General features: G+C 63.1%; 22 protein-coding genes and 1 tRNA gene. 7 read left to right on the top strand and 16 right to left on the bottom strand.

What is annotated here, in order from left to right; all coding sequences use genetic code 11:
- The first annotated feature begins 3 nt into the window (after positions 1-3).
- Positions 4-2,079, top strand: a complete 2,076-nt coding sequence (pknB, locus tag OOZ51_RS09150; protein WP_265979065.1) for a Stk1 family PASTA domain-containing Ser/Thr kinase — start codon at positions 4-6, stop codon at positions 2,077-2,079.
- A 72-nt stretch (positions 2,080-2,151) separates the two neighbouring features.
- Here pknB and OOZ51_RS09155 read toward each other — a convergent pair whose 3' ends face one another.
- Together OOZ51_RS09155 and OOZ51_RS09160 are read right to left on the bottom strand one after the other, a co-directional pair.
- Positions 2,152-3,579, bottom strand: a complete 1,428-nt coding sequence (locus OOZ51_RS09155; RefSeq protein WP_416346365.1) for a class II 3-deoxy-7-phosphoheptulonate synthase — start codon at positions 3,577-3,579, stop codon at positions 2,152-2,154.
- Between the two features lie 67 nt (positions 3,580-3,646).
- Positions 3,647-4,450, bottom strand: a complete 804-nt coding sequence (locus OOZ51_RS09160; protein WP_265979127.1) for a lysophospholipid acyltransferase family protein — start codon at positions 4,448-4,450, stop codon at positions 3,647-3,649.
- A 332-nt stretch (positions 4,451-4,782) separates the two neighbouring features.
- Here OOZ51_RS09160 and OOZ51_RS09165 point away from each other — a divergent pair, with 332 nt between their 5' ends.
- The gene (locus tag OOZ51_RS09165; RefSeq protein ID WP_265979067.1) at positions 4,783-5,598 is read left to right on the top strand and encodes an alpha/beta hydrolase; all 816 of its coding nucleotides are present in this window, start codon (positions 4,783-4,785) and stop codon (positions 5,596-5,598) included.
- Entirely contained in the window at positions 5,591-6,142 is a 552-nt protein-coding gene (locus tag OOZ51_RS09170; protein ID WP_265979069.1) for a hypothetical protein, read from the top strand. The genes OOZ51_RS09165 and OOZ51_RS09170 overlap by 8 nt, the downstream gene beginning before the upstream one ends.
- A 42-nt stretch (positions 6,143-6,184) precedes the next feature.
- Here the strand turns inward: OOZ51_RS09170 and OOZ51_RS09175 are convergent, their stop codons facing one another.
- Positions 6,185-7,300: an ROK family glucokinase gene (locus tag OOZ51_RS09175; RefSeq protein ID WP_265979070.1), complete on the bottom strand. Its 1,116-nt coding sequence runs from the start codon at positions 7,298-7,300 to the stop codon at positions 6,185-6,187.
- A 207-nt stretch (positions 7,301-7,507) separates the two neighbouring features.
- On the opposite strand from OOZ51_RS09175, the gene OOZ51_RS09180 reads away from it, so the two are divergent.
- On the top strand, positions 7,508-9,319 hold the full coding sequence (locus tag OOZ51_RS09180) for an AMP-dependent synthetase/ligase (RefSeq protein ID WP_265979072.1): 1,812 nt from the start codon (positions 7,508-7,510) through the stop codon (positions 9,317-9,319).
- Positions 9,320-9,416: 97 nt separating this feature from the next.
- Here OOZ51_RS09180 and OOZ51_RS09185 read toward each other — a convergent pair whose 3' ends face one another.
- Positions 9,417-12,812: a pyruvate carboxylase gene (locus OOZ51_RS09185; protein ID WP_265979074.1), complete on the bottom strand. Its 3,396-nt coding sequence runs from the start codon at positions 12,810-12,812 to the stop codon at positions 9,417-9,419.
- A gap of 312 nt (positions 12,813-13,124) precedes the next feature.
- On the opposite strand from OOZ51_RS09185, the gene OOZ51_RS09190 reads away from it, so the two are divergent.
- On the top strand, positions 13,125-13,943 hold the full coding sequence (locus tag OOZ51_RS09190) for a ParA family protein (RefSeq protein WP_265979076.1): 819 nt from the start codon (positions 13,125-13,127) through the stop codon (positions 13,941-13,943).
- 143 nt (positions 13,944-14,086) lie between these two features.
- Here OOZ51_RS09190 and OOZ51_RS09195 read toward each other — a convergent pair whose 3' ends face one another.
- The 5 genes from OOZ51_RS09195 to gcvH all read right to left on the bottom strand — a co-directional run bounded on the left by OOZ51_RS09195 (position 14,087) and on the right by gcvH (position 17,169).
- Positions 14,087-14,680 (bottom strand): MerR family transcriptional regulator, encoded by a 594-nt coding sequence (locus tag OOZ51_RS09195; RefSeq protein WP_323054716.1) that lies wholly within the window; start codon positions 14,678-14,680, stop codon positions 14,087-14,089.
- A 241-nt stretch (positions 14,681-14,921) separates the two neighbouring features.
- Entirely contained in the window at positions 14,922-15,425 is a 504-nt protein-coding gene (locus tag OOZ51_RS09200) for a bifunctional nuclease family protein (protein WP_265979130.1), read from the bottom strand.
- Entirely contained in the window at positions 15,425-16,141 is a 717-nt protein-coding gene (gene ftsR / locus OOZ51_RS09205; RefSeq protein WP_265979131.1) for a transcriptional regulator FtsR, read from the bottom strand. The genes OOZ51_RS09200 and ftsR overlap by 1 nt, the downstream gene beginning before the upstream one ends.
- Before the next feature lie 20 nt (positions 16,142-16,161).
- A complete protein-coding gene (locus OOZ51_RS09210; protein WP_265979077.1) occupies positions 16,162-16,641 on the bottom strand; it encodes an FHA domain-containing protein in 480 nt (159 codons plus the stop codon).
- A 141-nt stretch (positions 16,642-16,782) separates the two neighbouring features.
- Positions 16,783-17,169, bottom strand: a complete 387-nt coding sequence (gene gcvH / locus OOZ51_RS09215) for a glycine cleavage system protein GcvH (RefSeq protein ID WP_265979079.1) — start codon at positions 17,167-17,169, stop codon at positions 16,783-16,785.
- A gap of 163 nt (positions 17,170-17,332) precedes the next feature.
- Here gcvH and OOZ51_RS09220 point away from each other — a divergent pair, with 163 nt between their 5' ends.
- Positions 17,333-18,235 (top strand): DNA-formamidopyrimidine glycosylase family protein, encoded by a 903-nt coding sequence (locus OOZ51_RS09220; RefSeq protein WP_265979081.1) that lies wholly within the window; start codon positions 17,333-17,335, stop codon positions 18,233-18,235.
- A 51-nt stretch (positions 18,236-18,286) separates the two neighbouring features.
- On the opposite strand, the gene OOZ51_RS09225 is transcribed toward OOZ51_RS09220, so the two are convergent.
- Positions 18,287-19,510, bottom strand: a complete 1,224-nt coding sequence (locus OOZ51_RS09225; protein ID WP_265979083.1) for an MFS transporter — start codon at positions 19,508-19,510, stop codon at positions 18,287-18,289.
- Positions 19,511-19,681: 171 nt separating this feature from the next.
- On the opposite strand from OOZ51_RS09225, the gene OOZ51_RS09230 reads away from it, so the two are divergent.
- The gene (locus OOZ51_RS09230; protein ID WP_265979084.1) at positions 19,682-20,128 is read left to right on the top strand and encodes a MarR family winged helix-turn-helix transcriptional regulator; all 447 of its coding nucleotides are present in this window, start codon (positions 19,682-19,684) and stop codon (positions 20,126-20,128) included.
- Positions 20,129-20,215: 87 nt separating this feature from the next.
- Here the strand turns inward: OOZ51_RS09230 and OOZ51_RS09235 are convergent, their stop codons facing one another.
- From OOZ51_RS09235 to OOZ51_RS09260, 6 genes are all read right to left on the bottom strand, one after another.
- Positions 20,216-20,566: a zinc ribbon domain-containing protein YjdM gene (locus OOZ51_RS09235; protein ID WP_265979085.1), complete on the bottom strand. Its 351-nt coding sequence runs from the start codon at positions 20,564-20,566 to the stop codon at positions 20,216-20,218.
- 889 nt (positions 20,567-21,455) lie between these two features.
- Positions 21,456-21,529: transfer RNA gene (locus OOZ51_RS09240), tRNA-Pro, on the bottom strand.
- 127 nt (positions 21,530-21,656) lie between these two features.
- Positions 21,657-23,207, bottom strand: a complete 1,551-nt coding sequence (gene der, locus OOZ51_RS09245) for a ribosome biogenesis GTPase Der (RefSeq protein ID WP_265979086.1) — start codon at positions 23,205-23,207, stop codon at positions 21,657-21,659.
- An 80-nt stretch (positions 23,208-23,287) separates the two neighbouring features.
- Positions 23,288-23,917, bottom strand: a complete 630-nt coding sequence (locus OOZ51_RS09250) for a lysophospholipid acyltransferase family protein (protein ID WP_265979132.1) — start codon at positions 23,915-23,917, stop codon at positions 23,288-23,290.
- A gap of 25 nt (positions 23,918-23,942) precedes the next feature.
- On the bottom strand, positions 23,943-24,656 hold the full coding sequence (gene cmk / locus OOZ51_RS09255) for a (d)CMP kinase (RefSeq protein WP_265979088.1): 714 nt from the start codon (positions 24,654-24,656) through the stop codon (positions 23,943-23,945).
- Positions 24,656-25,762, bottom strand: coding sequence for a prephenate dehydrogenase (locus OOZ51_RS09260; protein WP_265979089.1), 1,107 nt, complete (start codon positions 25,760-25,762; stop codon positions 24,656-24,658). The genes cmk and OOZ51_RS09260 overlap by 1 nt, the downstream gene beginning before the upstream one ends.
- Positions 25,763-25,765 lie beyond the last annotated feature (3 nt).

The following is a 25,765-nucleotide window of genomic DNA, read 5'->3' on the forward strand; positions in this document are numbered from 1 at the left end:
AGGGTGCAGGAACAAGTTTCGGACCATCTCCTCGGATCCCTCGTGGACGGGCGCTACCTCGTCCGATCGCGCCTGGCCGGCGGCGGAATGTCCACTGTCTACCTCGCCACTGACGAGCGACTCGACCGCGACGTGGCGCTCAAAGTGCTGCATCCGCATCTGACCAACGACCAAAACTTCCTTGACCGCCTTCGGCGCGAGGCTCGGGCGGCCGCCAGCCTGTCCCACCCGCATGTGGTCGGCGTCCTCGACCAGGGACAGGACGGCCACATTGCATACATCGTCATGGAATACATCAAGGGGCACACGCTCCGCGATGTCCTCAACGAAAAGAGCGCGCTTCCGCCCCGGCTGGCCTTCGCACTGATAGATCCCGTCATCGAAGGACTGGCTGCCGCCCACGCAGCCGGGCTGATACACCGCGACGTGAAGCCGGAGAACGTCCTGATCGCCGACGACGGCCGCATCAAGGTGGGCGATTTCGGCTTGGCCCGGGCGGTGACGGCGAACACGAGCACTGGTGCCCTGATCGGCACGGTTGCCTACTTGGCTCCCGAACTGGTCTTAGGCAAGCCCGCCGACGCCCGGAGCGACATTTACTCTGCCGGCATCATGCTCTACGAGATGCTCACCGGCGAGCAACCCTATTCCGGCGACGTTCCAATCCAAGTGGCTTACCAGCACGTCAACGCGAGCGTGGTGCCGCCGTCGCTCGCTGTTCCAGGACTCGCTGCGGACATTGACGAACTCGTCCAATGGTGCACCGCAAAGGACCCCGAAGAGCGTCCGGTGGACGGTTCCGCACTCTTGTCGGAATTGCGGCATATCCGGACAACCCTGAGCGACGGACAGTTGGACATCAGCCCGCCTGCCGCCAAGGCGCTTGTCTCGGGGGCAGAAAGCGGACAAGAGGCTGGGGCAACCGCAGTATTCGCCCCTTTCCATGCCGAACGCACGGAGACTTTGGAAAGAATCGGCCGCCCGACAGAGATCATCTCAAGCCAGCGCAATCCGACCACGGTGCTGCCGCCGTCGGGCTTCTCCCCCGGTGAGACGACGGTTCAAGCAGTGTTGCCCACGGATCGGCCTGCACCGGCGAGCAAACGCGACATCAAGAGAATGGCTCGCCAGGAAGAAAAGGACCGCGCCCGCGCCGCGGCCACCCCATCGCGCTCTTTGCAGGAGGGCAATCCGCGCCGCCGTGCCGTGATCTGGACGGTTGTCGTGATTGTCCTCGCAATCCTCGCCACCGCCGCGGGCTGGTTCTTCGGCATGGGGCCAGGCTCGCCCGGAACCATTCCGGACACGAAAAACAAGACGGTTGCGGAAGCCCAGCAGCTACTGAGAACCGCCGGCTTCCAGTCTGAACCGAGGGACGTATTCGACGATCAGGTCACGGCCGGGCTAGCGGTTGGCACGGAGCCCGCATCCGGTCAGGTAATCCGGAAGTTCCAACCCGTGTCGCTCTTCGTTTCGAAGGGACCGCAGTTGTTTCCGCTCACTGCGATGACGGGCCTGACGCTGGACCAGGCCAAGAATGCCCTTGGCACGGCAGGAATGACGCTCGGCAACGTCACAGAGCAGTATGACGACAAAGTTCCTTCCGGCTCGGTCATCTCCCAGTCCCCGGTCCAGGACACGGCAGTCCGCCACGGCACCCCGGTGGCATTGGTGGTTTCCAAAGGACCTCAGCCCCTGCCCGTCCCCGATGTCCGTGGCATGACCCAGCAAGCAGCCGTTAAAGCGATCAGCGACGCCGGGCTGACCGCCAAAATTGCGCCGGAACCCGTCAATGACAAGAAGGTTCCCGCGGGGGCCGTGGTCAGCCAGACCCCTGCCAACGGCACTTTGACCCGTGGCGAGCCAGTCACGTTGACCCTGTCCAAGGGACCGAAACTGGTGCATGTTTCCAGCTTCATCGGGAAGCAGGCGGATGCCGCACGCAAAGCTTTGGAATCGCTGGGATTCGACGTCAAGATCAACAACGTCCTTGGTGGCTTTTTCGGCACAGTCCGGGACCAGAACCCCGTGGACAGCGATGCGCCAGAGGGCTCCGTCGTCACCTTGACCGTGGTGTAGGACGCCCGCATACAGGAAAGGCGATCCGGAACATTCCGGATCGCCTTTCCCGTATGCGGCCTGCGTGCTGGACTATCGCTTTGTGAGGGCCCCAGCCACAAGGAATGCCATCTCAAGGGACTGCATATGGTTCAGGCGGGGATCGCACACGGACTCGTAGCGGTCCAGGAAAGCGTCCTGGTCAATGGGATCGGCACCGCCCAAACATTCCGCGACGTCGTCGCCGGTCATCTCCATGTGCAAGCCCCCCGGTACAGTGCCCAGGGCGTGGTGTACCTCGAAGAAACCGCGGACTTCGTCCACGACGTCGTCGAAGTTGCGGGTCTTGTACCCGTTGGGCGAGGTGACCGTGTTCCCATGCATCGGGTCCGTGACCCAGAGAACCTGCGCGCCGGAGGCAGTGACCTTCTCGACGACGGCGGGCAGCTTCTCCCGGATGTTCTTGGAACCCATCCGGGTGATGAAGGTGAGGCGGCCTGGCTCGCGATTCGGGTCCAGCTTGTCAATGAGCCGCAGCGCGTCGTCTCCTTTGGTTCCGGGACCGAGCTTGACGCCGATGGGGTTGCGGACACGGGACAGGAAGTCCACGTGCGCATGATCGAGCTCACGCGTACGCTCCCCGATCCAGAGGAAGTGGCCGGAGGTGTCGTATGGAAGTCCCGTGCGGGAGTCGATGCGCGTAAGGGCACGCTCGTAGTCAAGCAGCAGCGCCTCGTGGCTCGCGAAGAACTCCACGCGCTTGAGGGCTTCGAAATCGGCACCGCAGGACGCCATGAACTTTATGGCGCGGTCGATGTCCCTCGCCAAGGACTCGTAGCGGGCATGGGCGGGGTTTTCGGTGAAGCCCTTGTTCCAGAGGTGCACCAGGCGAAGATCGGCGAAGCCGCCTTGCGTGAAGGCTCGGATGAGGTTCAGTGTGGAGGCCGAGGTGTGGTAAGCCTTCAGCATGCGGCTGGCGTCGTGGGCCCTGGACTCCGGAGTGAAGTCGTAACCGTTGACGATGTCGCCGCGGTAGGCAGGCAGCGTCACGCCGTCGCGGGTCTCTTCGTTCGAGGATCGCGGCTTGGCGAACTGGCCGGCCATGCGACCCATCTTGATGACCGGCATCGCCGCGCCATAAGTGAGGACAACGGCCATCTGCAGGATGGTGCGGACACGGGCGCTGATCTTGTCAGCTGTGGCGTCCTCGAAAGTCTCCGCGCAGTCGCCACCTTGAAGAAGGAAAGCCTTGCCCTGGGCTGCGGCGGCCAAGCGCTCGCGCAATATGTCGACTTCACCGGCGAAAACCAGCGGCGGAAGCACGGAGAGTTCTTTGACCGAGGCATCGAAGACGCCCCTATCGGTCCAGGTGGGTTGCTGCGAGATAGGCAGTTGGCGCCAATCGTCCAAGCCAGGATAGTTTGCCGCGCCACTTTGCGCGGTGCTGGTCAGGGGGCTGCCCAGGGAACTAGTCAGGGGGCCGGTCACGGACGGTGCGGGGTTCGCGGATAGCTCAGTCACTCTCCAAGACTAGTTGCCTTGCCCACTGTTCTGCGCACGGCTGCCGTAACCGATATTCGCGTGGCCGTCATACTTTTCCGGTCAGTGTGCCGTCGCCGTCGTCCGGCTCCGATCCCCCGGCGGACCGAGGCTTGTCTTCCTTCCCGGTATCGGCAGGAATTGTTCCGTTACCGCCCTCCGGGCCTGGAAGCTGCCCGGCCAGTCGCTGCTTGACGACGGCGGCGTATTCGTCCACATATTCCTGCCCGGAGAGCCGCATGAGCTCGGACATGATTTCATCGGTCACGGCCCGTTGGACGGCGCGGTCTTCCTCTTGGCCGTAGTACCGGCTGAAGTCGAGCGGCTGGCCGAAAATGATCCCGATGCGGCGGATATTGGGCAAACGCTTGCCGATGGGTTGGACCTTTTCGGTGCCGATCATCGCCACGGGAACAACGGGTACCCGGGTTTGGAGCGTAAGTTTGGCGACTCCCACTTTGCCCCGGTACAGCTTGGCATCGGGACTGCGGGTGCCCTCGGGGTAGATCCCCAGCAGGCCGCCAGCAGCCAGGACATCCCTGCCGGCTTGCAAGGAACGCTCGGACGCCGCCCCACCCGAACGGTCCATGGGCAACTGGTTGGTGAGCCGGAAGAACATGGCCGTGAGCCTGCCCTTGAGTCCCGTACCCGTGAAGTACTCGGACTTCGCCAGAAAGCTGACGGGTCGAGGCACCATCACCGGCATGAAGATCGAGTCCGAAAAAGACAAATGATTGGAGGCCAGAATCGCGGGACCATCGTGCGGAACGTTGTCGAGGCCCTTGACCCAAGGACGGAACAGCAATTTGAGAACCGGACCCAAAAAGATCCGTTTCATGACCCAATAGAACACTTTGGTTCCTCTCCGGGGCGGCGTCTGCTCGGCGTCCGGACGGTCCCGGCCGGCACTCAGAAGCCACCCTACTCCAGTGAGAAATGTCCAGAACAATGACACGATGGACTCATGACGGAAAGCAGTGTTCCGGGCGTCATTAGCCCTTTGCACTACCCTGGCCACGGTCAAAACGCCGGCACCGGGGTAGCCATTTGCCATGCTTTTACGGACAGCCTGCTCAGCATCAGCGTCCATGTCGCCACCCTTGACGTGGACGCGGCGACGATACTAGAGGAATCGACCACCTTTTTCCTGCAGCATGCCGCCAACAGAGTAGCCTCGGAGTCATCATGAACACTCTCCCTGATCCCTCCCCGTACGCCAGCAGTTTCACCGGTAGTGGACCGAGCATCGGCGTGGTGATGAGCCACGGCTTCACTGGCAGTCCGCACAGCATGCGCCCGTGGGCGGAGCATCTTGCAGCGGAAGGCTACGCCGTGCGCCTACCTTTGCTTCCGGGCCATGGGACCACGTGGCAGGACATGGCTACGCGGCACTGGCAGGAGTGGCACCATGCTGTGGATGTGGCGTATCTCGAGCTCCAGGCCGAGTGCGATTTCGTTTTCGCTGCCGGCCTGTCGATGGGCGGGACGCTGGCTCTCCGGATCGCGGCCACTCGCCCCGTCGCCGGCACCATCGTGGTCAACCCTGGCCTGGTGATTGACGACCCCCGCGCGGCAGTGGTTGGCGTCCTCAAGCACGTCATGAAATCCACCCCCGCCATTGCCAACGACATCCTCAAACCAGGCATGGACGAGGGCGCCTACCCGAGGACCCCGGTCGCCGCTGCCCATGAGCTGAAGAAGATGTTCAAGGACACCGTGACTCTCCTCCCGCGGATTTCCGCCCCCGTGCGCGTCTTCCGCTCTTCCGTGGACCATGTGGTTTCGGACCGAAGCATCAAGCAGCTGAAGGAGCGCGTCACGGCTCCGATGGAGTTCAGCACCCTGGAGAACAGCTACCACGTGGCCACGTTGGACAACGATGCGCTGGAAATCTTCCGCGGCTCGGCCGAATTTATCCGAAAAACGATGGCTGGACTGGCCAACAGCTCCGCCCCTGCCCGCCCGTCCGGCGCCGAACTCCGGGACTCACCCCATGAATAGGCCTGGACCCGACTCACCGGACCAGAGCGCCAACAAAGACGACGACGCCGTCTGGCTGGATCTGGTGGCGCGGCTTGAGTCGATGCCTTCCTCGCCGCTCGACGAACCGCGGCTAGCGGAAGAGCTCCCCAAGGAACCCGGACCAGAACCGGGTCCAGGACCGGACACGGTTCCTGGTACATCGACGTCCCGCTCTTTTCAGGACTTCGATCCCCTTGGATTGGCCAGGAGGGGCGCCGCCGATGAACCCGGCGCACGCGAAGGCAACGGGGCCACCGGTCCGCGTGACTTTGATGTCGAGGACGAGGACGGGTTCGTGCCGGAGGATCCACCGAGCCTGGCCGGTACTGAACCGCTGACCATGCTCGCCTGGCTCGGAGCTGTGGGCGGTCCAGTTGCCCTCCTGTTCACCGCAATGTTCTGGCGCTCGGCGCCCCTCCTGGCCGTCATGGGCATCTTGGCGGCATTTCTAGCTTCTGTGGTGTACCTCATCATGAAGCTGCCCCAGGAAAAAGATGAGAACGACGACGGCGCCCGCGTCTAGGGGGATTGCCGCACCGCTCCTTGTCGCGCGGCGGAGCTTGTACTAGCCGCGCGCCCTGCCGCTGACCCGCGACAGGTCGGCGGCACCGATCATCCCGGCCCGGGGTCCGAGGGCCGCAAGCTTGATGGCGGCTGCAGGCCGGAAGCCGCGGCCCGTCAGGTTCCGGGTGAATGCTGTCCGCGCGGGGCCAACCAGAAGCTCGCCGGCGTCGCACAGGCCGCCGCCGATGACGAATGTCCCTGGGTCGAGCGCAGCAGCCAGGTTCGCCAGGCCAAGCCCGAGCCAGTGCCCCACTTCTTCCAAGAGCTCCCTCGAAGCGGAATCTCCGGCTTTTGCCCGCTCCGTTACGGTAACGCCCGTGATGTTCTCAGCCGAGCCTCCGGCAGCCTTGAGCAATTCGTAGGCAACCGGCGAATTCCGGAGGGCCAGCTCCCGGGCTTCCCTGCCGAGCGCGTTACCGGAGGCATATTGTTCCCAGCAGCCGCGGTTGCCGCATTCGCAGCGATGCCCGCCGGGCACCACGATCTGGTGGCCGAACTCCCCCGCTACGCCGAACCGCCCACGCTCCACTCGTCCGTCCATGACCATGGCACCACCGATGCCGGTGCCGAGCGTAATGCAGACGAGGCGGCTCTCGCCTTGCCCTGCGCCGAAGCGCCATTCAGCCCAGGCAGCAGCATCGGCGTCGTTGGTGACGAGTACCGGGCGCCTCAGCAGGCTCTGCAGGTTCTCCCGCAGCGGCTCGTTACGCCAGGCGAGATGCGGGCTGAAAAGCACCGTGCCGCCGTCGAGATCCATCCAACCGGCGGCGCCGATCCCCACAGAGGCGATCCGATGGCTTCTGCCCAACTCTTGGACAAGCTCGACGATCACTCGCTCTACTGCCCGGGCGTCATTGCCCGGCGTGGAGCGCCGCGCTTCCTCGACCACACGGCCCGAAGGATCCACGACTCCCGCTGCCACCTTCGTGCCGCCGATGTCGATCCCGATCGCCAGGCCCCTGCGGCCGAGATGGGAACGGCGCGCGGCCCACGGCACGGACTCCCAGCGCAGGCCTCCGTGCGTGGAGCCGGGGCGTCGGCCGGTTGAGGCCGAACCGGACCAGGAAATCTTCCGAACTCTTGCCGGGTTCTGGTCGTTGGATGAATTCAGTGGCATGTCGCCATCCTATTCCGAGCGCCGCATATGTACTGACATGTTGGCTGTTGGGATGGAGAGCCCGCAGGTCTGCATTGGCGGAATCCCACGCTTCACGTAAAGTTACTCATCAGTAACTTGAGTAAGGTGAATTGCGACACACCCATTACTTGGCCGTATAGAGTTAGAGCAGCCCCGCAATGGTCTGTTGATATCGAAGGAGCTATCGTGCGTGAATTCAGTGTTCCGCCCCTGGTGAATGTTGCCCCCGAAACCAACATCACGGACCTTGTGGTTCGTCAGGCCGCCAAACCATCCAACCCGGCATTGTTTGCCAAGCTCAACAGCGCCGGCCAATGGCAGGACATCCGCGCAACGGACTTCCTCAAGGATGTATCGGCCCTGGCCAAAGGCCTGATCGCCAATGGCGTCGGTATGGGCGACCGCGTGGGCATCATGTCAAGGACCCGTTACGAATGGTCCCTCGTGGATTTCGCCATCTGGTTCGCAGGCGGCATCTCCGTGCCGATCTACGAAACGTCATCGCCGTCGCAGGTGGCCTGGAACCTCGGTGACTCCGGCGCTGTTGCGGCATTCGCCGAGTCCGCACAGCACGAGGACATCATCCGCCAAGCCGTCACGGCTGAAGGCCTCAGCTCAGTCGCCCATGTCTGGCAGCTTGAAGGGGGCGGCCTTGATACCCTCCGCGGCGCGGGTAGCGGCATCAGTGACGAGGAACTCGAGTCTCGCCGCGGCAGTGCTGTGCTTGCCGACGTCGCCACCATCATCTACACCTCCGGCACCACGGGGCGCCCCAAGGGTTGCGAACTCACGCACGGCAACTTCGTGGAACTTTCAGAGAACGCGCTGGCTTCCCTTGGTGACGTCGTCAATGAGGACGCCAAGACCATCATGTTCCTCCCGCTCGCCCATGTCTTTGCCCGCTTCATCTCGGTCCTGGCTGTCGCAGCCGGCTCCCAGGTCGCCCACACCCCGGACATCAAGAACCTTCTCGGAGACCTCCAGAGTTTCCAGCCGACATTCATCCTCGCCGTTCCCCGCGTCTTCGAAAAAGTCTTCAACTCGGCCCTCACCAAGGCGGAGGACGGCGGCAAGGGCGCCATCTTCCATAAGGCGGTGGACACGGCAATCGCCTACTCGAAGGCCCAGCAGTCCGGCTCGGTCGGGCTCGTGCTGAGGCTCAAGCACGCCGTCTTCGACCGTTTGGTGTACGGGAAACTCCGCGCGGCCATGGGCGGCCACGTCAGCCACGCCGTCTCCGGTGGTGGCCCCCTGGGCGAACGGCTAGGCCATTTCTTCCACGGTATCGGCTTGCAGATCCTGGAAGGATACGGGCTGACCGAGACCACGGCGCCCATTTCAGTAAACACCCCGTCCCTGATCAAGATCGGCACGGTAGGGGCACCGCTCCCCGGCAATGCGGTCAAGATCGCCGACGACGGCGAAATCCTCGCCAAGGGCGTCTGCGTCATGAAGGGTTATTACAGGCGCGATGACCTTGCTGCAGACACCTTCGTGGACGGCTGGTTCCGCACGGGTGACATCGGCGAACTGGATGAACAGGGTTTCCTGAAGATCACCGGCCGCAAGAAGGAAATCATCGTCACGGCCAGCGGCAAGAACGTGGTGCCGGCCCTCCTCGAGGACCAAATCCGGGCGGACGCACTGGTCTCGCAGGTCCTGGTGGTCGGCGACAACCGGCCCTTCATCGGCGCGCTGGTCACCCTCGATGAGGAAGCCCTCCCCGGCTGGTTGGAACGCCATGGCCTTCCAACGTCCACCACTCCGGCGGACGCTGCCGACAACACCTTGGTCAGGGCGGCCGTCCAGGAACTGATCAGCCACGCGAACCAGTCCGTCTCCCACGCGGAGGCCATCAAGTCGTTCCGGATTGTGCCGTCAGACTTCACCGAGGCCTCCGGCCACCTCACACCGTCCCTTAAGGTCAAGCGCGCCCAGGTCATGAAGGACTTCGACGCCGTGATCGAAGAAATGTATTCGGCGCCCAAGGCGTCCTGACACCCCGCAGCCTGACATATCCGGAAGCCAAAAAGGAAGGTCCCGGGCTCACGAGCCCGGGACCTTCGTTCATGCCTCTCCGCGAAGAAGCGAGCTGCTATTCGACGACGATCAACAAGTCGCCGCCCTGAACCTGCTCCACCTGGTTGATGGCGAGGCGCGAGACTGTGCCGGCCACCGGCGTCGTGATGGATGCCTCCATCTTCATCGCCTCAATGGTGGCAACAGTGTCGCCCGCCTTGACGGCGTCTCCGGCTTTGACGGCCAGCGTCACGGCACCGGCGAACGGCGCTGCAACCTGACCGGGCTGGGACGCATCAGCTTTCTCCGCAGCCTTCACGTTGCTGACGACCGACTTGTCGCGAACCACCACGGGGCGGGACTGGCCGTTGAGCTTGCACATGACGGTGCGCATGCCCTTTTCGTCCGGCTCCGAGACTGCTTCGAGGGAGGCGATCAGGCGCACGCCCTTTTCGAGTTCCATGACGTGTTCGGCGCCGAGCTGGAGGCCATAGAGGTAGTCGCGGGTATCAAGGACTGACAGGTTGCCGTATGTGTCTACGCTCTTGAGGTAGTCCTTCGTGGGACCGTCGAACAGCAGCCGGTTCAAAGTCCTCTGGCGGGACTTGGAATCGCCCTTGAGGGCCGCACTGTCCTCGGCGCTCAGTTCGACGTCGCGGACCTTGATGCTGCGGCCCTGGAGCGCCTTGGTGCGGAATGGCTCAGGCCATCCTCCGGGAGGATCTCCCAGTTCACCCGACAAGAATCCGATGACGGAGTCCGGGATGTCATAGTTCTGCGGGTTCTCGTTGAAGTCCGCCGGGTCCGCATTGAGTCCAACGAGATGAAGCGCGAGGTCGCCCACCACCTTGGAGGACGGGGTCACCTTGACCAGGCGGCCCAGAATACGGTCCGCTGCGGTGTACATGTCCTCGATGGCCTCAAAACGCTCGCCGAGCCCCAGCGCCATGGCCTGCTGGCGCAGGTTGGACAGCTGGCCACCAGGGATTTCGTGCTGGTAAACCCGGCCGGTGGGACCCGGAAGCCCTGATTCGAACGGCGCGTAGACGCGACGGACAGCTTCCCAGTAGGGCTCCAGCGCGCTGACGTTCGCCAGGCTGAGGCCGGTATCCCGCGGGGTGTGTGCCAGGGCGGCCACAAGGGCCGACGCCGAAGGCTGGCTCGTAGTGCCGGCCAGGGACGCGGACGCGACGTCGACGGCGTCCACGCCGGCGTCCACGGCTGCCAGAAGGGTGGCCAGCTGGCCGCCTGCGGTGTCGTGGGTGTGCAAGTGGACCGGGAGGTCGAAACGCTCACGCAAGGCGCTGACAAGCCTGGCAGCGGCCGCAGGCCGAAGCAGGCCAGCCATGTCCTTGATGGCGAGGATGTGTGCACCGGCGTCGACGATCTTCTGGGCGAGGCCCAGGTAGTAGTCGAGGGTGTACAGCTTCTCATCCGGGTCCAGGAGATCGCCCGTGTAGCAGAGCGCGACTTCGGCTACGGCGGTGCCGGTGGCACGCACCGCCCGGATTGCCGGAGCCATCTGGTTGACGTCGTTGAGGGCGTCGAAGATGCGGAAGATGTCGATGCCTGTTGCCGCGGCCTCGTTGACGAATGCCTCGGTGACTTCTTCCGGGTACGGCGTGTACCCAACAGTGTTGCGGCCACGGAGCAGCATCTGGATACAGACGTTGGGCAGGGCCTTGCGCAAAGCGGCGAGGCGGTCCCAAGGATCTTCGCCGAGGAAGCGTAGTGCGACGTCGTACGTGGCACCACCCCAGGCTTCGACGGACAGCAGTTCGGGCAGGAGGGCGGAAACGGCAGGGCCGGCTGCGACGAGATCGCGGGTACGGACCCGCGTGGCAAGGAGCGACTGGTGTGCATCACGGAAGGTGGTGTCCGTGACCGCAACGGCAATCTGCTCGCGCAGGGCTTTGGCGAATCCTTCCGGACCCAATTCCTGAAGCCGCTGGCGGGATCCCGCAGGCGCTACGACGCTGGTAACCGAAGGCAGCTTGGCCGCAGGGTCCGAGTGCACCTTGAGTTCCCCGTTGGGCTTGTTGACGGTGACGTCGGCCAGCCAGGTCAACAGTTTGGTTCCGCGGTCTGCGGAAACGTGGGACTTCAGCAACTCGGGGCGCTTGTCGATGAAGTCGGTGGCGACGTTTCCGGCAATGAAGTCCGGATCAGCGAGAACAGCCTGGAGGAATGGGATGTTGGTGGAAACGCCACGGATTCGGAATTCGGCCAGGCCGCGCCGCGCGCGGGCCACGGCGGCCGGGTAGTCGCGGCCGCGGCAGGTCAGCTTGACCAGCATGGAGTCGAAGTGCGGACTGATCTCGGCACCCGAGTAGACCGTGCCACCGTCGAGACGCACACCGGCGCCGCCTGCGGAACGGTAGCCGGTGATCTTTCCGACGTCGGGGCGGAAGCCGTTGGCGGGATCTTCCGTGGTGATGCGGCACTGCAGGGCGGCACCCTTGATGGACACCGACTCCTGGCTCAGGCCGAGGTCTGCAAGGGTCTCACCCGATGCGATGCGCATCTGTGCCTGGACGAGGTCAACGTCGGTGATTTCCTCGGTGACCGTGTGCTCTACCTGGATGCGCGGATTCATCTCGATGAAGACGTGCTGGCCGGCGCGTTCGCCCTCGGTGTCCACCAGGAACTCGACCGTTCCGGCGTTGACGTAGTTCAGGGCCTTCGCGAAAGCCACGGCGTCGCGGTAGAGGGCCTGGCGGATGGACTCATCCAAGTTAGGGGCCGGAGCGATCTCCACGACCTTCTGGTGGCGGCGCTGCAGGGAGCAGTCGCGCTCGAAGAGGTGCATGACATTGCCCTGAGCATCGGCCAGGATCTGGACCTCGATGTGACGAGGGCGCAGGACGGCCTGCTCCAGGAACATGGTGGGATCGCCGAACGCAGCGTCCGCCTCGCGCATGGCCGCCTGGAGGGCTTCGGGAAGGTCCTCGCGGGTTTCCACCCGGCGCATGCCGCGGCCACCGCCACCGGCAACCGCCTTGGCGAAGATCGGGAATCCGACCTCGTCCGCCGCAGCAATGAGCTCGTCGATGTCGCGGGACGGCGCGCTGGACTTCAGAACCGGTACGCCGGCCTTGCGGGCGGCCTCGAGGGCAGCGACCTTGTTACCGGCGAGCTCCAGCACCTCCGCCGGCGGGCCGATAAACGTTATGCCAGCATCTTGGGCAGCCCGGGCGAGGTCCGGGTTTTCAGACAGGAATCCGTAGCCCGGGTAGATCGCGTCTGCACCCGATTCTTTGGCTACACGGACGATTTCGTCAACGTCGAGGTAAGCACGGACCGGATGACCCTCTTGGCCAATCAGGTAGGCCTCATCAGCCTTCTGCCGGTGGATCGAGTTGCGATCCTCATAAGGGAAGACCGCTACGGTCTTGGCGCCCAGTTCATAGCTAGCGCGGAAGGCCCTGATCGCGATTTCGCCGCGATTAGCCACCAGAATCTTGGAAAACATGCTTCTCCTGCATCATTGCGGGTGTAACGGTCGGTGGTCACAGTGTGTAAGACCTCCATACCCAAACACAAATCTTTGTGGTGACAGTCACACGGGGATTCGTCACGAGCAGTGTACCTTCGCGCACGATACGGATTCACATGCTAAAGACCGGAGAAGTAACAAGCCATCCGAGCCGTTCAGGCTGATAAGGCAGGAATCGGTGGCCACTCAACATATGATGTTGAAGGGCGGCGGCAGAGCCCCGGTTCCGGCACAGCCGGAACGCAAGCACCGCGACACGGCAACCGGCGTTAGGTTTTGGGTTTTCAAGTGCAAGTAGTCAGCATCAGCAGCCTTAAAGGCGGCGTGGGAAAGACATCCGTAACCACTGGGTTGGCCTCGGCCGCACTGGCCGCAGGCATCCCTACCCTTGTTGTGGACCTGGATCCCCACGCCGACGCCACCACAGCCCTCGGCGTCAAAGCCGGCGACCAGCTCGACATTGGCCGGATGCTGAAGAATCCCCGCAAGGCCAGGCTCCTGGACAACGTGGTCAGCAGTGGCTGGGTTGAACAGGCCCGCCGCAATGGCGGAGGGACGGCCCTTGATGTCGCCGTCGGATCCGCCTACACCGGAATCTACGATCGGCCGGACCTCGGACGCCGCGATCTCCGCCGGCTCTCTGCCGTCCTCGCTCCCGCCGATAAGTATGAGCTGGTGCTTGTGGATTGCCCGCCATCGCTCAACGGGCTGACCCGCATGGCTTGGAGCGCGAGTGACCGCGTTGTGCTTGTTGCCGAACCCGGACTCTTCTCAGTAGCAGGCACCGAACGCACCATGCGTGCAATCCAGCTGTTCCGCCAGGAATTCGCTCCCCAACTGGCCCCTGCGGGCATTGTGGCAAACCGGGTCCGGCCCGCCTCGTCCGAGCACACGTTCCGGCTCGCCGAGATGGAATCGATGTTCGGCGAGCTTTTGTTGGCGCCACAAATTCCAGAGCAGGCGAACTGGCAGCAAATCCAGGGTGCGGCGCACGCTGTGCATCACTGGCCCGGCGATTCGGCCAAGAACACGGCCAAATTGTTTGACACCCTCTTGGAGAACATGCTGTCCTCACGCAATGGCACGCGGGAACGCCGCCAGCGCTGACCCAAGGTTCGGTGCCCGAGCGCAAAGCTGCGTCGTGGAGAGAAACGCCATGAAGCCGCCTTCCTCTCGGAAGACGGCTTCATTGGTCTTTGGTGGCGGTTCGCGGGGATCCCGACGGCGGGTCGAACGGTAGAGCGTTCGGTTTAGCCCGTGCGGCGTGCCGTACGGCGTTTGCTCAGTTCGTCGTCCGGAAAGGGTTGTTCTGCCGCGTGCTCGCTCGGGAGGGCAGCGAGGCTGCCCTCCACTTCGCGCCACACGCGCCCAACTGCGATGCCGAATACGCCCTGGCCTCCCTGGACCAGGTCAATGACTTCGTCTGCAGAAGTACATTCATAAACGCTCGCGCCATCGCTCATGAGCGTGATCTGGGCCAGGTCTTCCACCCCGCGTTCGCGCAGGTGCTCAACGGCTGTGCGGATCTGCTGGAGGGACACGCCTGTGTCCAGGAGGCGCTTGACGACTTTGAGGACCAGGATGTCCCGGAAACCATAGAGCCGCTGCGAGCCGGATCCAGCTGCGCCCCGCACAGCTGGTTCTACAAGTCCTGTGCGCGCCCAGTAGTCCAGCTGGCGGTAAGTGATCCCTGCTGCCTTGCACGCGGTGGGACCGCGGTAGCCGGCATCTTCATCCAGGACCGGAAGGTCCTCGGTGAAAAGCAGACCCTGGGCACCGCTTGCGGGGACAGCAACGCCTGCCGAGGCCTGCTTTAGCTCGCCTGCTTCGCCTTTGGGACTCACGTGACCCTCCTTGTCAGAAGTTCCCTTGGGGATGGTGCACGCGGCGGCCAACACGAAAGGGAAATGCAGTCGTGTAATTTCAACGCGTCCGCACCTTTCAGTGTGACTTGCGCGGGTCCCGGATGCAACGAGAACTTGATACCTTCGACGTTAGGCGTGCCGAGGCCTGAGGTCAAAGACGTTCGGACCATTTTCAGGTCGTGTCGAAACTTTCACCCTCAACTTTAACCTTAGGTGGCCTTCAGCCTTCGAAATCCTCAGGCTCCACGTCGTCCAGAAACTCCCGGAAGCGGCGCAATTCACGCTCTTCGTCGACTTCGGGGCCGGGCTCGGTATCTTCGCCTTCATCGTGTTCGGTGATCCGGACTCCGGCTTCATCCATCACGGCATCAGCACACCAGATGCGGCATTTCGCCCGTAAGGCAAGGGCCAAGGCGTCAGACGCACGGGAACTGACCACTGTGCCGTCGTCGAATTGGAGCTGACCGTAGAAGATGTTGTCCTCAACCGCCACAATATTCACGCTGATGATCGTGTGGCCTAGAGCCTCAACGACGTCGACCAGGAGATCGTGGGTCATGGGCCGGGGCGGCACTACACCCTGTTGGGCCAAGGCGATGGCGCTGGCTTCGGGCGTGCCGATCCAGATGGGAACATGGCGCTCCCCGTGCATCTCCCGCAGGAGAACCAGAGGTTGGTTTGAAGGCAGTTCAATCCGCACTCCAACAATCTCGACCTCGATCATCATGCTTCCATGCGGGAGATACGGTCCTGCACCAAGGCACGGTGCAGGCTGAGGCAGAGTTCGCTGATTTCGCGGGCGGCTTCGGCAGCCCGAGACTGCGATGCCGCATCCTTCCGGGACGTCAGCGGAGCAACGACACGTTCCACCAGGCCGAATTCACGTTCAGCTGCGGCTTGGAAGGGGCGGAGATGCCGGGGCTCAAGTCCATGGCTTTCAAGTTGGACACATGCCCGCGCCACCTGGAGGGCGTGTTCGTCGAATTTTCCATTGACGTGGCTGATAAGCCCGAAGCTGAGGAGGGACTGCAAAAGCGGGACGCTGGCTCCCGATTCCGTCCGGAGCTGTTCCTCGCTCAAGGCGCGTACGTGGCCCTGCAATTCAGCGGCCAGTTCGTCCGAGACAATCCGGGGTGAAACGGACACGCCGGGCGGAAGGTTTTCGGGACGTTCGCCGCGGTCGATCGCGTCCAGATAGTCCTTGATGACTTTGAGCGGCAGGTACTGGTCGCGTTGGAGCGCCAACACGAAGCGCAAACGCTCGACGTCGCTCTCGGCATACTGCCGATATCCGGCAGGAGTGCGCTTCGGATTGATCAGTCCCTTTTCCTCAAGAAAACGGATCTTGGATGCCGTCATGGTGGGAAAATCGTCGCTAAGTTGAGCGAGGACCTCTCCGATGTTGAGGACCTGCGGTCCGCGCCGTTCCGGCTGGGCCATTGCCACAGGCGTACCCGGAATCAGTCTTGGCCTGCTGCGCGGGCAGGGCTCAGGTAGTAGGTGAGGCGGAACTTCCCGATCTGGACCTCGCTGCCATTCTTGAGCAGCACATTGTCAACCCGGTCTTGGTTGACATAGGTCCCGTTGAGGCTTCCCGTGTCCACCACTTCGAAGCCCTCGGGGGTGCGCACGAACTCGACATGCTTACGCGAAACTGTCACATCATCCAGGAAGATGTCCGCATCCGGGTGGCGGCCGGCCGTGGTGGTATCCGAGTCCAGGAGGAACCGTGCACCTGCGTTGGGGCCGGTGTGGGCAATCAGCAACGCCGATCCTGGAGGCAACGCTTGGACTGCCGCGCGCTCTTCGGGTGCCAATGGCGGGCGGACATCCGACTCATGGTGCCGCACAGGCGTGAGGTGGATTGACGTGGTCTCCGACGTTGGCTGTCCTACTGCACCGTGCTCGTCCCGGGCTTGGTTCTGCTTGCCGCCAACCATGGAAATCCTCCTCATCCGCCAGCAATTGTTACGAACTGCCGGTTACGCATCTACCCGGTTCTGCCGGGCCAAACGGGTCGCTGGCCCGCCGCAACCGCTCCCCTGTTTCGAGGAGAACCGACTTGGCGGGCCAGATACCTTTTAGCCTACCTGTTGTTCGTACTCTGATGCACTGAGCAGGGTCTCGATGGCGTCAGCTTCCGAAAGCTTTACCTCGAACAGCCAACCGTCACCGTAGGGATCCGAGTTGATCAGGGCAGAGTCAGTATCGAGAGCCTCATTGCGGGAGACAATTTCGCCGCTGACCGGGGCGTAAATGTCACTCACGCTCTTCGTGGATTCAACTTCACCCACGACGTCGTTTCCCTTCACCGTGGTGCCGGGCTCCGGCAGCTGGGCATAGACAACGTCGCCGAGTGCATCTTGGGCGAAGTCCGTGATGCCGACGCGCACGACGCCGTCTGCATTCGGGGCGCTGACCCATTCATGTTCGGCGGTGTAGGAAAGATCGGCAGGAATAATGCTCATGAGTCGCCTTTCATCGGGACGTTACGGACCACGACGGCGGCCCTGAGGTCCGGCCACCGCTGAAAGTATAAGCACATACAGCCCTCCTCCCCACAGGTGTCTGGGATGATTGGAACCAGACTCGAGCCGCATAATCCTGCAACGCCGTCGAAGGAGCGCGATCATGCCGGAACTGCCCGAACTCACTGCCCTGACCGATTTCTTGGAAGAGCGGCTTTCCGGCGCACAGCTCACCCAGTTGCTGCTGCCATCGGCGTTCGCCCTGAAGGTTGCGGATGTTCCCTATGAGTCGCTGATCGGGCGGACAATCGATTCCGTCGGTCGACAGGGAAAATTCCTGGACTTCAAAATCGCCCCTTCCGCTGAAGCACTCACGGGAGGAGACTCAACAGAGCCTCTTCACTTGATCGTCAATTTCGCGAAGGCAGGCTGGCTGCGGTTCTCGGACAAACCACCGGGTGCCGAAGCCACTGGTGCGGGCGGCTATTTCGCCGCACAGCTGGGCTTTTCGAACAGCGGCCACGATTACGGTGTCATCCTGACCGACGCAGGAGCGTGGAAGGGATTGGCCATCTTCATCGTTCGCCAGCCTGTGGAGGTCCATGGCATCGCAGAATTGGGACCGGATCCCCTCGACCTCGGCTTCGGCTTGGACGAGTTCAGCAGGCTGTTCCGCAACAGGCAGCAGATCAAAGGGATCCTGAAGAACCAGAAGCTCATTGCGGGCATCGGGAACGCCTATAGTGACGAAATCCTTCACGCAGCGAAGCTGTCCCCCGTCGCTACCGCTTCTTCTCTGGAGCCGGACGTAGTGGAACGTCTCTTCACCACGATGAAGGACATTCTCCGTGGCGCCGTCCAGGAGTTCTCGGGCAAGAAACCCAGCGAGCTGAAACCGGCCAAGAAAGCCTCCATGCGCGTGCACGGCCGGACCGGAGAGGCTTGCCCTGTCTGCGGGGACACCGTGCGGGAGGTTACCTTCGTGGGCACCTCGATGCAGTACTGCCCCACATGCCAGACCAACGGCGAGATCCTGGCCAAACGCGGTTCGGGCGACGACGGCTGATTCCCGACCGAAGCCCGCCACCCTTCTGTGGCGGGCTTCGGCGCGTTTCACTTAGGGGACCGGCGATTCTTCCGGTTCGCGTACGACGTCGGGGGCTACTTGCGGTGCGGAAGCAGCCTGTGCGGCTCCCCCGCGCCGTGCGGCCCCAGCGGCCGCGATCATCACGAGAAGGGCCGCGACGGTGATGGCGGCCCCGGCCCAGATAGGCGAGGTGTAGCCCAAACCCATGGTGATGGTGACGCCGCCCAACCAGGCACCTAGCGCGTTGCCGAGGTTGAAGGCGCCGATATTCGCGCCGGAGGCAAGTGTGGGCGCGGTGGTGGCAAAGTGCATGACGCGCATCTGCAGGCCCGGGACTGTGGCGAAGCCGAATCCGCCCATAAGGGCCAGCGAGAACAGGGTGGCCACCGGGCTCGCGGCGGTCAGTGCGAAGAACACGAGCACCAGCGCGAGGCCCGCAAGGATGACCACAAGGGTTTTGTCGACGGATTTGTCGGCCGCCTTGCCGCCGGCAATATTGCCGACGAACAGTCCGGCGCCAAACAAGACCAGGAGCCACGGGACGGCGCGGGGATCAAATCCGGAGACTTCGGTCAGGGTGAAGGCGATGTAGGTGAAGGCGCCGAACATGCCGCCGAAGCCAAGGATGGTGACGATGATGGAAAGCCACACCTGACCGGATTTGAAGGCGCCAAGCTCACTGCGGAGACTGCCGGAAACAGCGTCGTCCTTGGTGCGCGGGACCATGAGGGCAATGCCGACGAGCGCCACAACGCCGATGATGGTGATGGCCCAGAAGGTGGAACGCCAGCCGAGGTTCTGGCCGAGGAACGTTCCGAAGGGCACGCCCAGCACGTTGGCGGCAGTGAGGCCGGTGAACATGATGGCAATGGCACCAGCCTTCTTGTGGGCCGGGACCAGGCCGGCTGCGACGACCGAGCCAATGCCGAAGAAGGCTCCGTGACAGAGGGCGGCGACGACACGCCCGATCAACATGGCCGGGTAGCTGTCTGCGATGGCAGAGAGGAAGTTGCCGGCAATGAACAGAACGAGAAGCCCGATCAGCACGGGCTTGCGCGGCAAGCGCGTTACGGCCGCCGTAACCAGGAGTGCCCCGACAACCACGCTGAGCGCATAGCCGGTAATGAACCAGCCCGCGGCTGCTTCGCTGACTCCGAAGTCGGTGGCAATCCCGGGCAAGAGGCCCATGATGACGAACTCGGTCAAGCCAATGCCGAATCCGCCCAGGGCAAGGGCGATCAACCCTGCGGGCATGTTGTGCTCCTTTGTGGGGATGGATTCCCGTGAGACTGGAAGTGCGTTGCCGAGAACCGTAGAATATTAGTTGCAGACGCTGTATATATAGTTGCACACGCCATGTATTTGCGCAAGCAACTACTTTGCGCTCGTCTGGTTTCTTCATCAATGGCAGGAGTTACGGGAGACATGGGCATCAAGGACGACGCCGTTGAGGTGCGCGCACAGGGGTGGCGGACTCTCGCTGCGCTACACGGAAACATCGAGGCAGCACTTGAGAAGGCGTTGCAATCGGCCGCGGATCTTTCGGTGGTCGAATACACCGTGCTGGACGCCTTGAGCCGCCAGGACGGATGGCACATGCGCATGCAACAGCTGGCCAGGGCGACTGCACTATCCAGCAGCGCCACCACGCGGTTGGTGAACCGGCTCGAGGACCGTGCGCTGCTGACCAGGATCCTGTGCGCAGACGACCGTCGCGGGATTTACACCGAACTTACCGAGGCCGGCCAGAAGTTATTGCTGGCGGCGAGGCCGGTGCACGACGAAACCCTGGCGGAATCCCTGACTGCCGCAGAATTGGTGCCGGAGCTTGAGCCGCTGGTCAAGGCTCTGGGGGCGCTGCAGGGGGTCTGAGGCACTTGCCTTGTTTCGTAGGGCGCGTGAGGCGCGGCGGGCGTGCCTTTGGGCGGCGCGTGCTGCGGCGCGCGTCCTATCGGGGGGTCAGACCTTCTTGACGACGCTGGATTTGAGCTGCATGGGGCCGAAGCCATCCACTTTGCAGTCAATGTCGTGATCCCCCACGCCGTTCACCAGACGTATGTTGCGGACCTTTGTGCCGACCTTGATGGCCGTAGCACTCCCCTTGACCTTGAGATCCTTGATCACCGTCACGGTATCCCCGTCCGCGAGCACGTTGCCGACGGCGTCCTTGATCTCCGTCGACTCGGCTTCCACTCCATCAGGCGCGGCCGGCGACCATTCGTGGGCACACTCGGGGCAAACCAGCAACGCACCCATCTCGTAGGTGTATTCACTGGCGCATTCAGGGCAAGGGGGAAGGGTTTCGCTCACCGTTCAATAATAAACGGGGTGGGCCGGCACCTAGACGGAGGCCCATGCACACCTAGATGTGCCTAAAAGGCACCTAAATCGGGCATCTGGACCACTCATTTCTTCCCATTCAGCACCTAGGCGCCAAGTGTCGGCCATAGATTGCTAATGCCCGAGAAGCTGAAAGTTGGTACATAAATCGTGCAATTGCCCACGTGGGGACTCGCTCTAGGATGGCTCGCCGTCACCGTAAACATCCGTTCGCTGAAGCTCTTCGGACTGATGACAGCCTGCGCTCTGCCCGGGCTAGCAGCTCGCGCAGTTTCGACAGTTTTCGCTGAACCCTTGCATTTGACGGCAAGTCAACAGGACGGGTTGAACGTCTTCTCTTCCACCTGGATCTTCTTGACGCTGGTGCTGTTCGTAGGTATTCGCCGCATGACGGGGCGAAGGTGAGGCTGCCCCCATTGTGGGGGCGGCCGGTTTCGAAAAGAAGACGTGGCGGCGCCGTCCTGACCTTCTTTGGTTTGGGAAATCGCTTACGACACGGCGAGTCATGTCGTTTCAAGGCTCTGCCCCTTCAAACAAGGTCAGGACGGCGAGGTCTGGTCCGGAGAGAATCACGGGGACGGCGTCGATTCTGCTGGATCATTCCACCCGTCAAAGGCGCTCCGCCCTCGAACACTGTCGGATTCTGCTGGATCATTCTTCTCGCAGAAAGTTGCCGGTCCCGTGATTCGCGGATCCGGATTCTATCAATTCGAATGATTGAGCAGAATCTGACATCCGAGCGCAGACGATCCCATCCGAACAGCAGAATCCAACACGCACTCGCCGCCAAACCAACGCTTAAACGCAAAAGTCCCGGGAACCCTTGGGTTCCCGGGACTCTGTTATCGATACCTTGCGGTCGGGCTGACAGGATTTGAACCTGCGACCCCTTGACCCCCAGTCAAGTGCGCTACCAAGCTGCGCTACAGCCCGTCAGTTCTGCCGTTCTCCGCCTAGATTTTCACCTAAGCAGTCCGGCCGAACCACCTCAAAAAGCTTACACGATGTTCGAGGTTTCCAATGACACCCCGGCGGGTCTTGGGTGTGACGCGCGTCTCAATTAGCGCTTCTTGCCGCGCTTTTCGCGGACGCGCATGTTGACCTCGATCGGCGTGCCATCGAAGCCAAAGGTCTCGCGCAGGCGGCGAGTGATGAATCGGCGGTATCCGGGGTCCAGGAAGCCCGTGGTGAAGAGCACGAACTTCGGCGGACGGCTGGATGCCTGGGTGCCGAACAGGATGCGGGGCTGCTTGCCACCACGGACCGGGTGCGGGTGGGCAGCCACGAGTTCGCCCAGGAACGCGTTGAGGCGTCCAGTGGGGATGCGCTTGTCCCAGCTCTCCAAGGCGAGGTCCAGCGCGGGCACCAGACGGTCCTTGTGCCAGCCCGTCTTGGCGGAAATGTTGACGCGCGGGGCCCACTCCACGTGTGCCAGGTCCTGCTCGATTTCGCGTTCAAGGTACCGGCGACGTTCGTCGTCGAGCAGGTCCCACTTGTTGAACGCAAGCACCAGCGCACGGCCCGACTCGATGGCGAGCTGCAGGATGCGGACGTCCTGTTCGCTGAGCACCTCGTCAACGGCCAGGAGCACGACGGCGACCTCCGCCTTTTCGAGCGCGGCCTGCGTACGCAGGGAAGCGTAGAAGTCTGCGCCCTGGGCCATGTGTTGGCGGCGGCGGATGCCTGCGGTATCCACGAAGCGCCAGGTGCGGTCGCCGAGTTCGATGAATTCATCTACAGGGTCGCGGGTGGTTCCGGCGAGGGTGTCCACCACAACGCGCTCGGAACCGGCCAGCTTGTTCAGCAAGGAGGACTTGCCGACGTTCGGACGGCCGATGAGGGCAATACGGCGGGGTCCGCCGGAGCGCTCAACACCCTCTACCGTGGAGAACTCGGGCAGGGTGTCCATGACGTGGTCCAGGAGGTCGGCAACGCCGCGTCCATGAAGGGCGGACACGGGGTACGGCTCGCCGAAGCCAAGGCCCCAGAGCGCGGCCGAGTCGGCTTCCTGCGCAAAGTCATCAACCTTGTTGGCCACCATGATGACCGGCTTCTTGGACTTGCGCAGCATCTTCATGACGCCTTCATCCGTGGCAGTGGCGCCGACTGCGGAGTCCACCACGAAGAGCACAGCGTCAGCGAGTTCCACGGCCATCTCGGCCTGCTCGGCGACGCGGGCGTGGATGCCCCTGGCGTCGTGTTCCCACCCACCGGTGTCCACCAGCGTGAAGTTGCGGCCGTTCCAGTGTGCCGAGTACATGACGCGGTCACGGGTGACGCCCGGCGTGTCCTCGACGACGGCCTCGCGGCGGCCAAGGATTCGGTTCACCAAGGTGGACTTGCCGACGTTCGGGCGTCCAATGATGGCCAGTACCGGGTCAAGCTTGAGCGGACCGTCTTCGCCTTCATCGTCGTAGAGTCCGCTCAGCAGGGCGGCGTCGTCCTCGTCGAGGTCATAGTCTTCCAGGCCTACCCGGAGGGAGGCTGCGCGGAGTTCGGCTTCATCGTCGTCCAGGGCGGCAAGGTGTTCAGCCACCTGGTCGGTGCCGGTGGGCGTGTATTCGTCGTCGCCGGCTCCGATGTTGCCGGATTTTTGAGTCGTATCGCTCATTGCACTTTCCTTAGTGGTGATCTGCCGGCGTCCCGGCTACTTCTTCTTGGCGGTGCTGCATTGGCTGTGGGCCGGTTCATTTAGTCCCCCGGAAGGGACTGACCGGTGGTCTTGACGGCATCCTGGACGTGTCCAGCCAGCGCAGCGCGGATCTCCGCAGCCGCCCTGTCCATTGAAACACGCCCCGACTCGCCATTTCTGCGGGTCACATTGAAGGGAGCTCCGAAACTGACGTGCAGGCGGCGGCGCGGCCTCGGAATCGAATCACGGTGTTCGCCCCCGATCCGCGTTCCGAGGATGGCCACGGGAATGACAGTGGCCCCGGACATCAGGGCGAGCCACGCAACGCCGTTGCTGATGCTGCCGGCGGCGCCGCTCCCCCGAGTTCCTTCAGGGAGAATCCCGACGCAACGGCCGGCGTCGAGCACTTGCTTTCCGAGCTGAAGCGCCGCGCGGTCGCCGGAACGGTCAACGGAAATCTGCCCCGAGGCACGGAGCACACGTCCCAGGAAACCCTCGAACATCTCCTTCTTGACCAGGATGTGCATGGGCCGCGGCGCAGCTCCGAACATCACCGGCCCATCCAGGAAGCTGATGTGGTTGCCAGCGAAAATGACCGGACCGGACTTGGGAACGTTGGAGCGCCCGGTGATCGCGGTCCGGTACAGGACATGAGCCAGCAGCCAGCCCACAGGCCGGCTCCAGAGCATGGTCCAGCGTGCCGGGAGGCGGGTTTCAGTCACCGTAGATGACCTTGCCCACAATGCTCAGTGCTGTTTCGACCGTTTCTTCGAAGTCCAGGTCCGAGGAATCAAGGGCGACGACGCCGTCGGCCGCTTGCGTGAAGTTCACCACAGTGGAGTCTTTGGCGTCGCGGTGGATCACTTGGGCGGCGAGTTGCTCTTTGCTCTGCGTTCCGCCGAGCTGGAGGCCGCGGCGCCGCAGCCGGGCTTCCTCGCTTGCGGTCAGCAGCATGCGGACCTCCGCGTTGGGCGCGACGACGGTGGTGATGTCCCGCCCTTCCACCACCATGCGGCGGTGGTGCTGTTCGATCAGTTGGCGCTGGCGGCGAATCAGCTCGTTGCGGGCGCCCAAGGTTGTTGCCACTGCGCTGACGGACGACGAAATCCTGGGCTCGCGGATTTCTTCCGTGATGTCCACTCCGGCAACGCTGACGTACTCGGCGTTGGCGCTGGTGCTAAGTTCCAGCGGCAGATCCTTCGAGGCTTGCTCGACGGCGGCACTATCCGTGAGGTCGATGCCGGTCTTGAGGCAGTACCAAGTCAATGCACGGTACATCGCACCCGTGTCCAGGTAGGCGAGCTTCAAGCGCCGGGCAACTTCCTTGCTGACGCTGGACTTGCCGGAGCCGGACGGACCGTCGATGGCGACCACGAGTGGCTTGCCCGGGCGTACTACGGTCTCCGGGCCGAAAAGGTCACGTGTCATTACTGGAGTACCCGCCATCCACGGTCGGTCAAGGCTTCAACAAGGAGGTCATGCTTGTTGGGCATGACGGAAAGTTCCACCATGCCAACGTTCTGCCCGGACGAGTGATCCAGGCGGAGGTCTTCGACATTGACGCCGATCTCACCGATCTCCGTCAGCAGCCTGGCAATCTGCCCGGGCCTGTCGTCTACCAGAACTGTAAGCCATGAATATGCCTGCGGGGGTCCGCCATGCTTCCCCGGGATCCTGGCCTGCCCGGCGTTGCCCTCACTGATGAGTTGCGCAAGGTCCAGGCGGGCGCCGGCGGCCGTGGGATCCTCCAAGGTACCGATCAAACGGTTGAGGTCCTCACGGACACCATGGAGGATTTCCACCATCTTGGCCGCGTTGTTGCCAAGGATCTGCACCCAGAGGGTGGGATCGCTGGCAGCAATCCTGGTGGTGTCCCGCAGCCCGTTGCCCGCCAAGGACAGCGCATGAAGCGGCGTTCCCTGCAAGCGGCTGGCGAGAAGCGATGACATCACCTGGGGCAAATGAGACACCAAAGCAACAGCTTCATCGTGTTCCTCCGCCGTGAACTGGGAAACTATTGCCCCCAGGTCCCCGGCAAGGGAACGCGCGGTCTGAAGCGCATCGGCGCTGGTCTCCTCGGACGGACAAAGGACCCACGGCATGGAGGTGAAGAGTTCGCCACGGGCGGCAACTGGCCCGGACTTCTCGCGCCCAGCCATCGGGTGCGTCCCGACGTAGCGGGACATGTCCACCCCACGGCTCCCGAGGTCAGCCTGGATTGCCAGCTTGACGCTGGCAATGTCCACTACAACGGCCTCCGGGTATTCACCGAGGGCACGCTGAACGACGTCGGCAGTCACATCCGGCGGCGCGGCAACGACAACCAACTGGGGAGAGCCCTCGAGCTCCGACAATGGCCTACCCGCACCGATGTCCACGGCCACGGCCTGGTTGGTTGGCGAGGGGTCCGAAAGGAACACGGAGACACCCCGGCCACGCAGGCCGAGACCGATGCTGGCTCCGAGCAGACCGGTGCCGAAAACGACCACCGGGCCGTCAAGGTGGCCCCGGCCGTGCGAGTGGAATGCCGACATGCC

The organism is Arthrobacter rhizophilus (assembly GCF_026241105.1).
Lineage (GTDB): Bacteria > Actinomycetota > Actinomycetes > Actinomycetales > Micrococcaceae > Arthrobacter.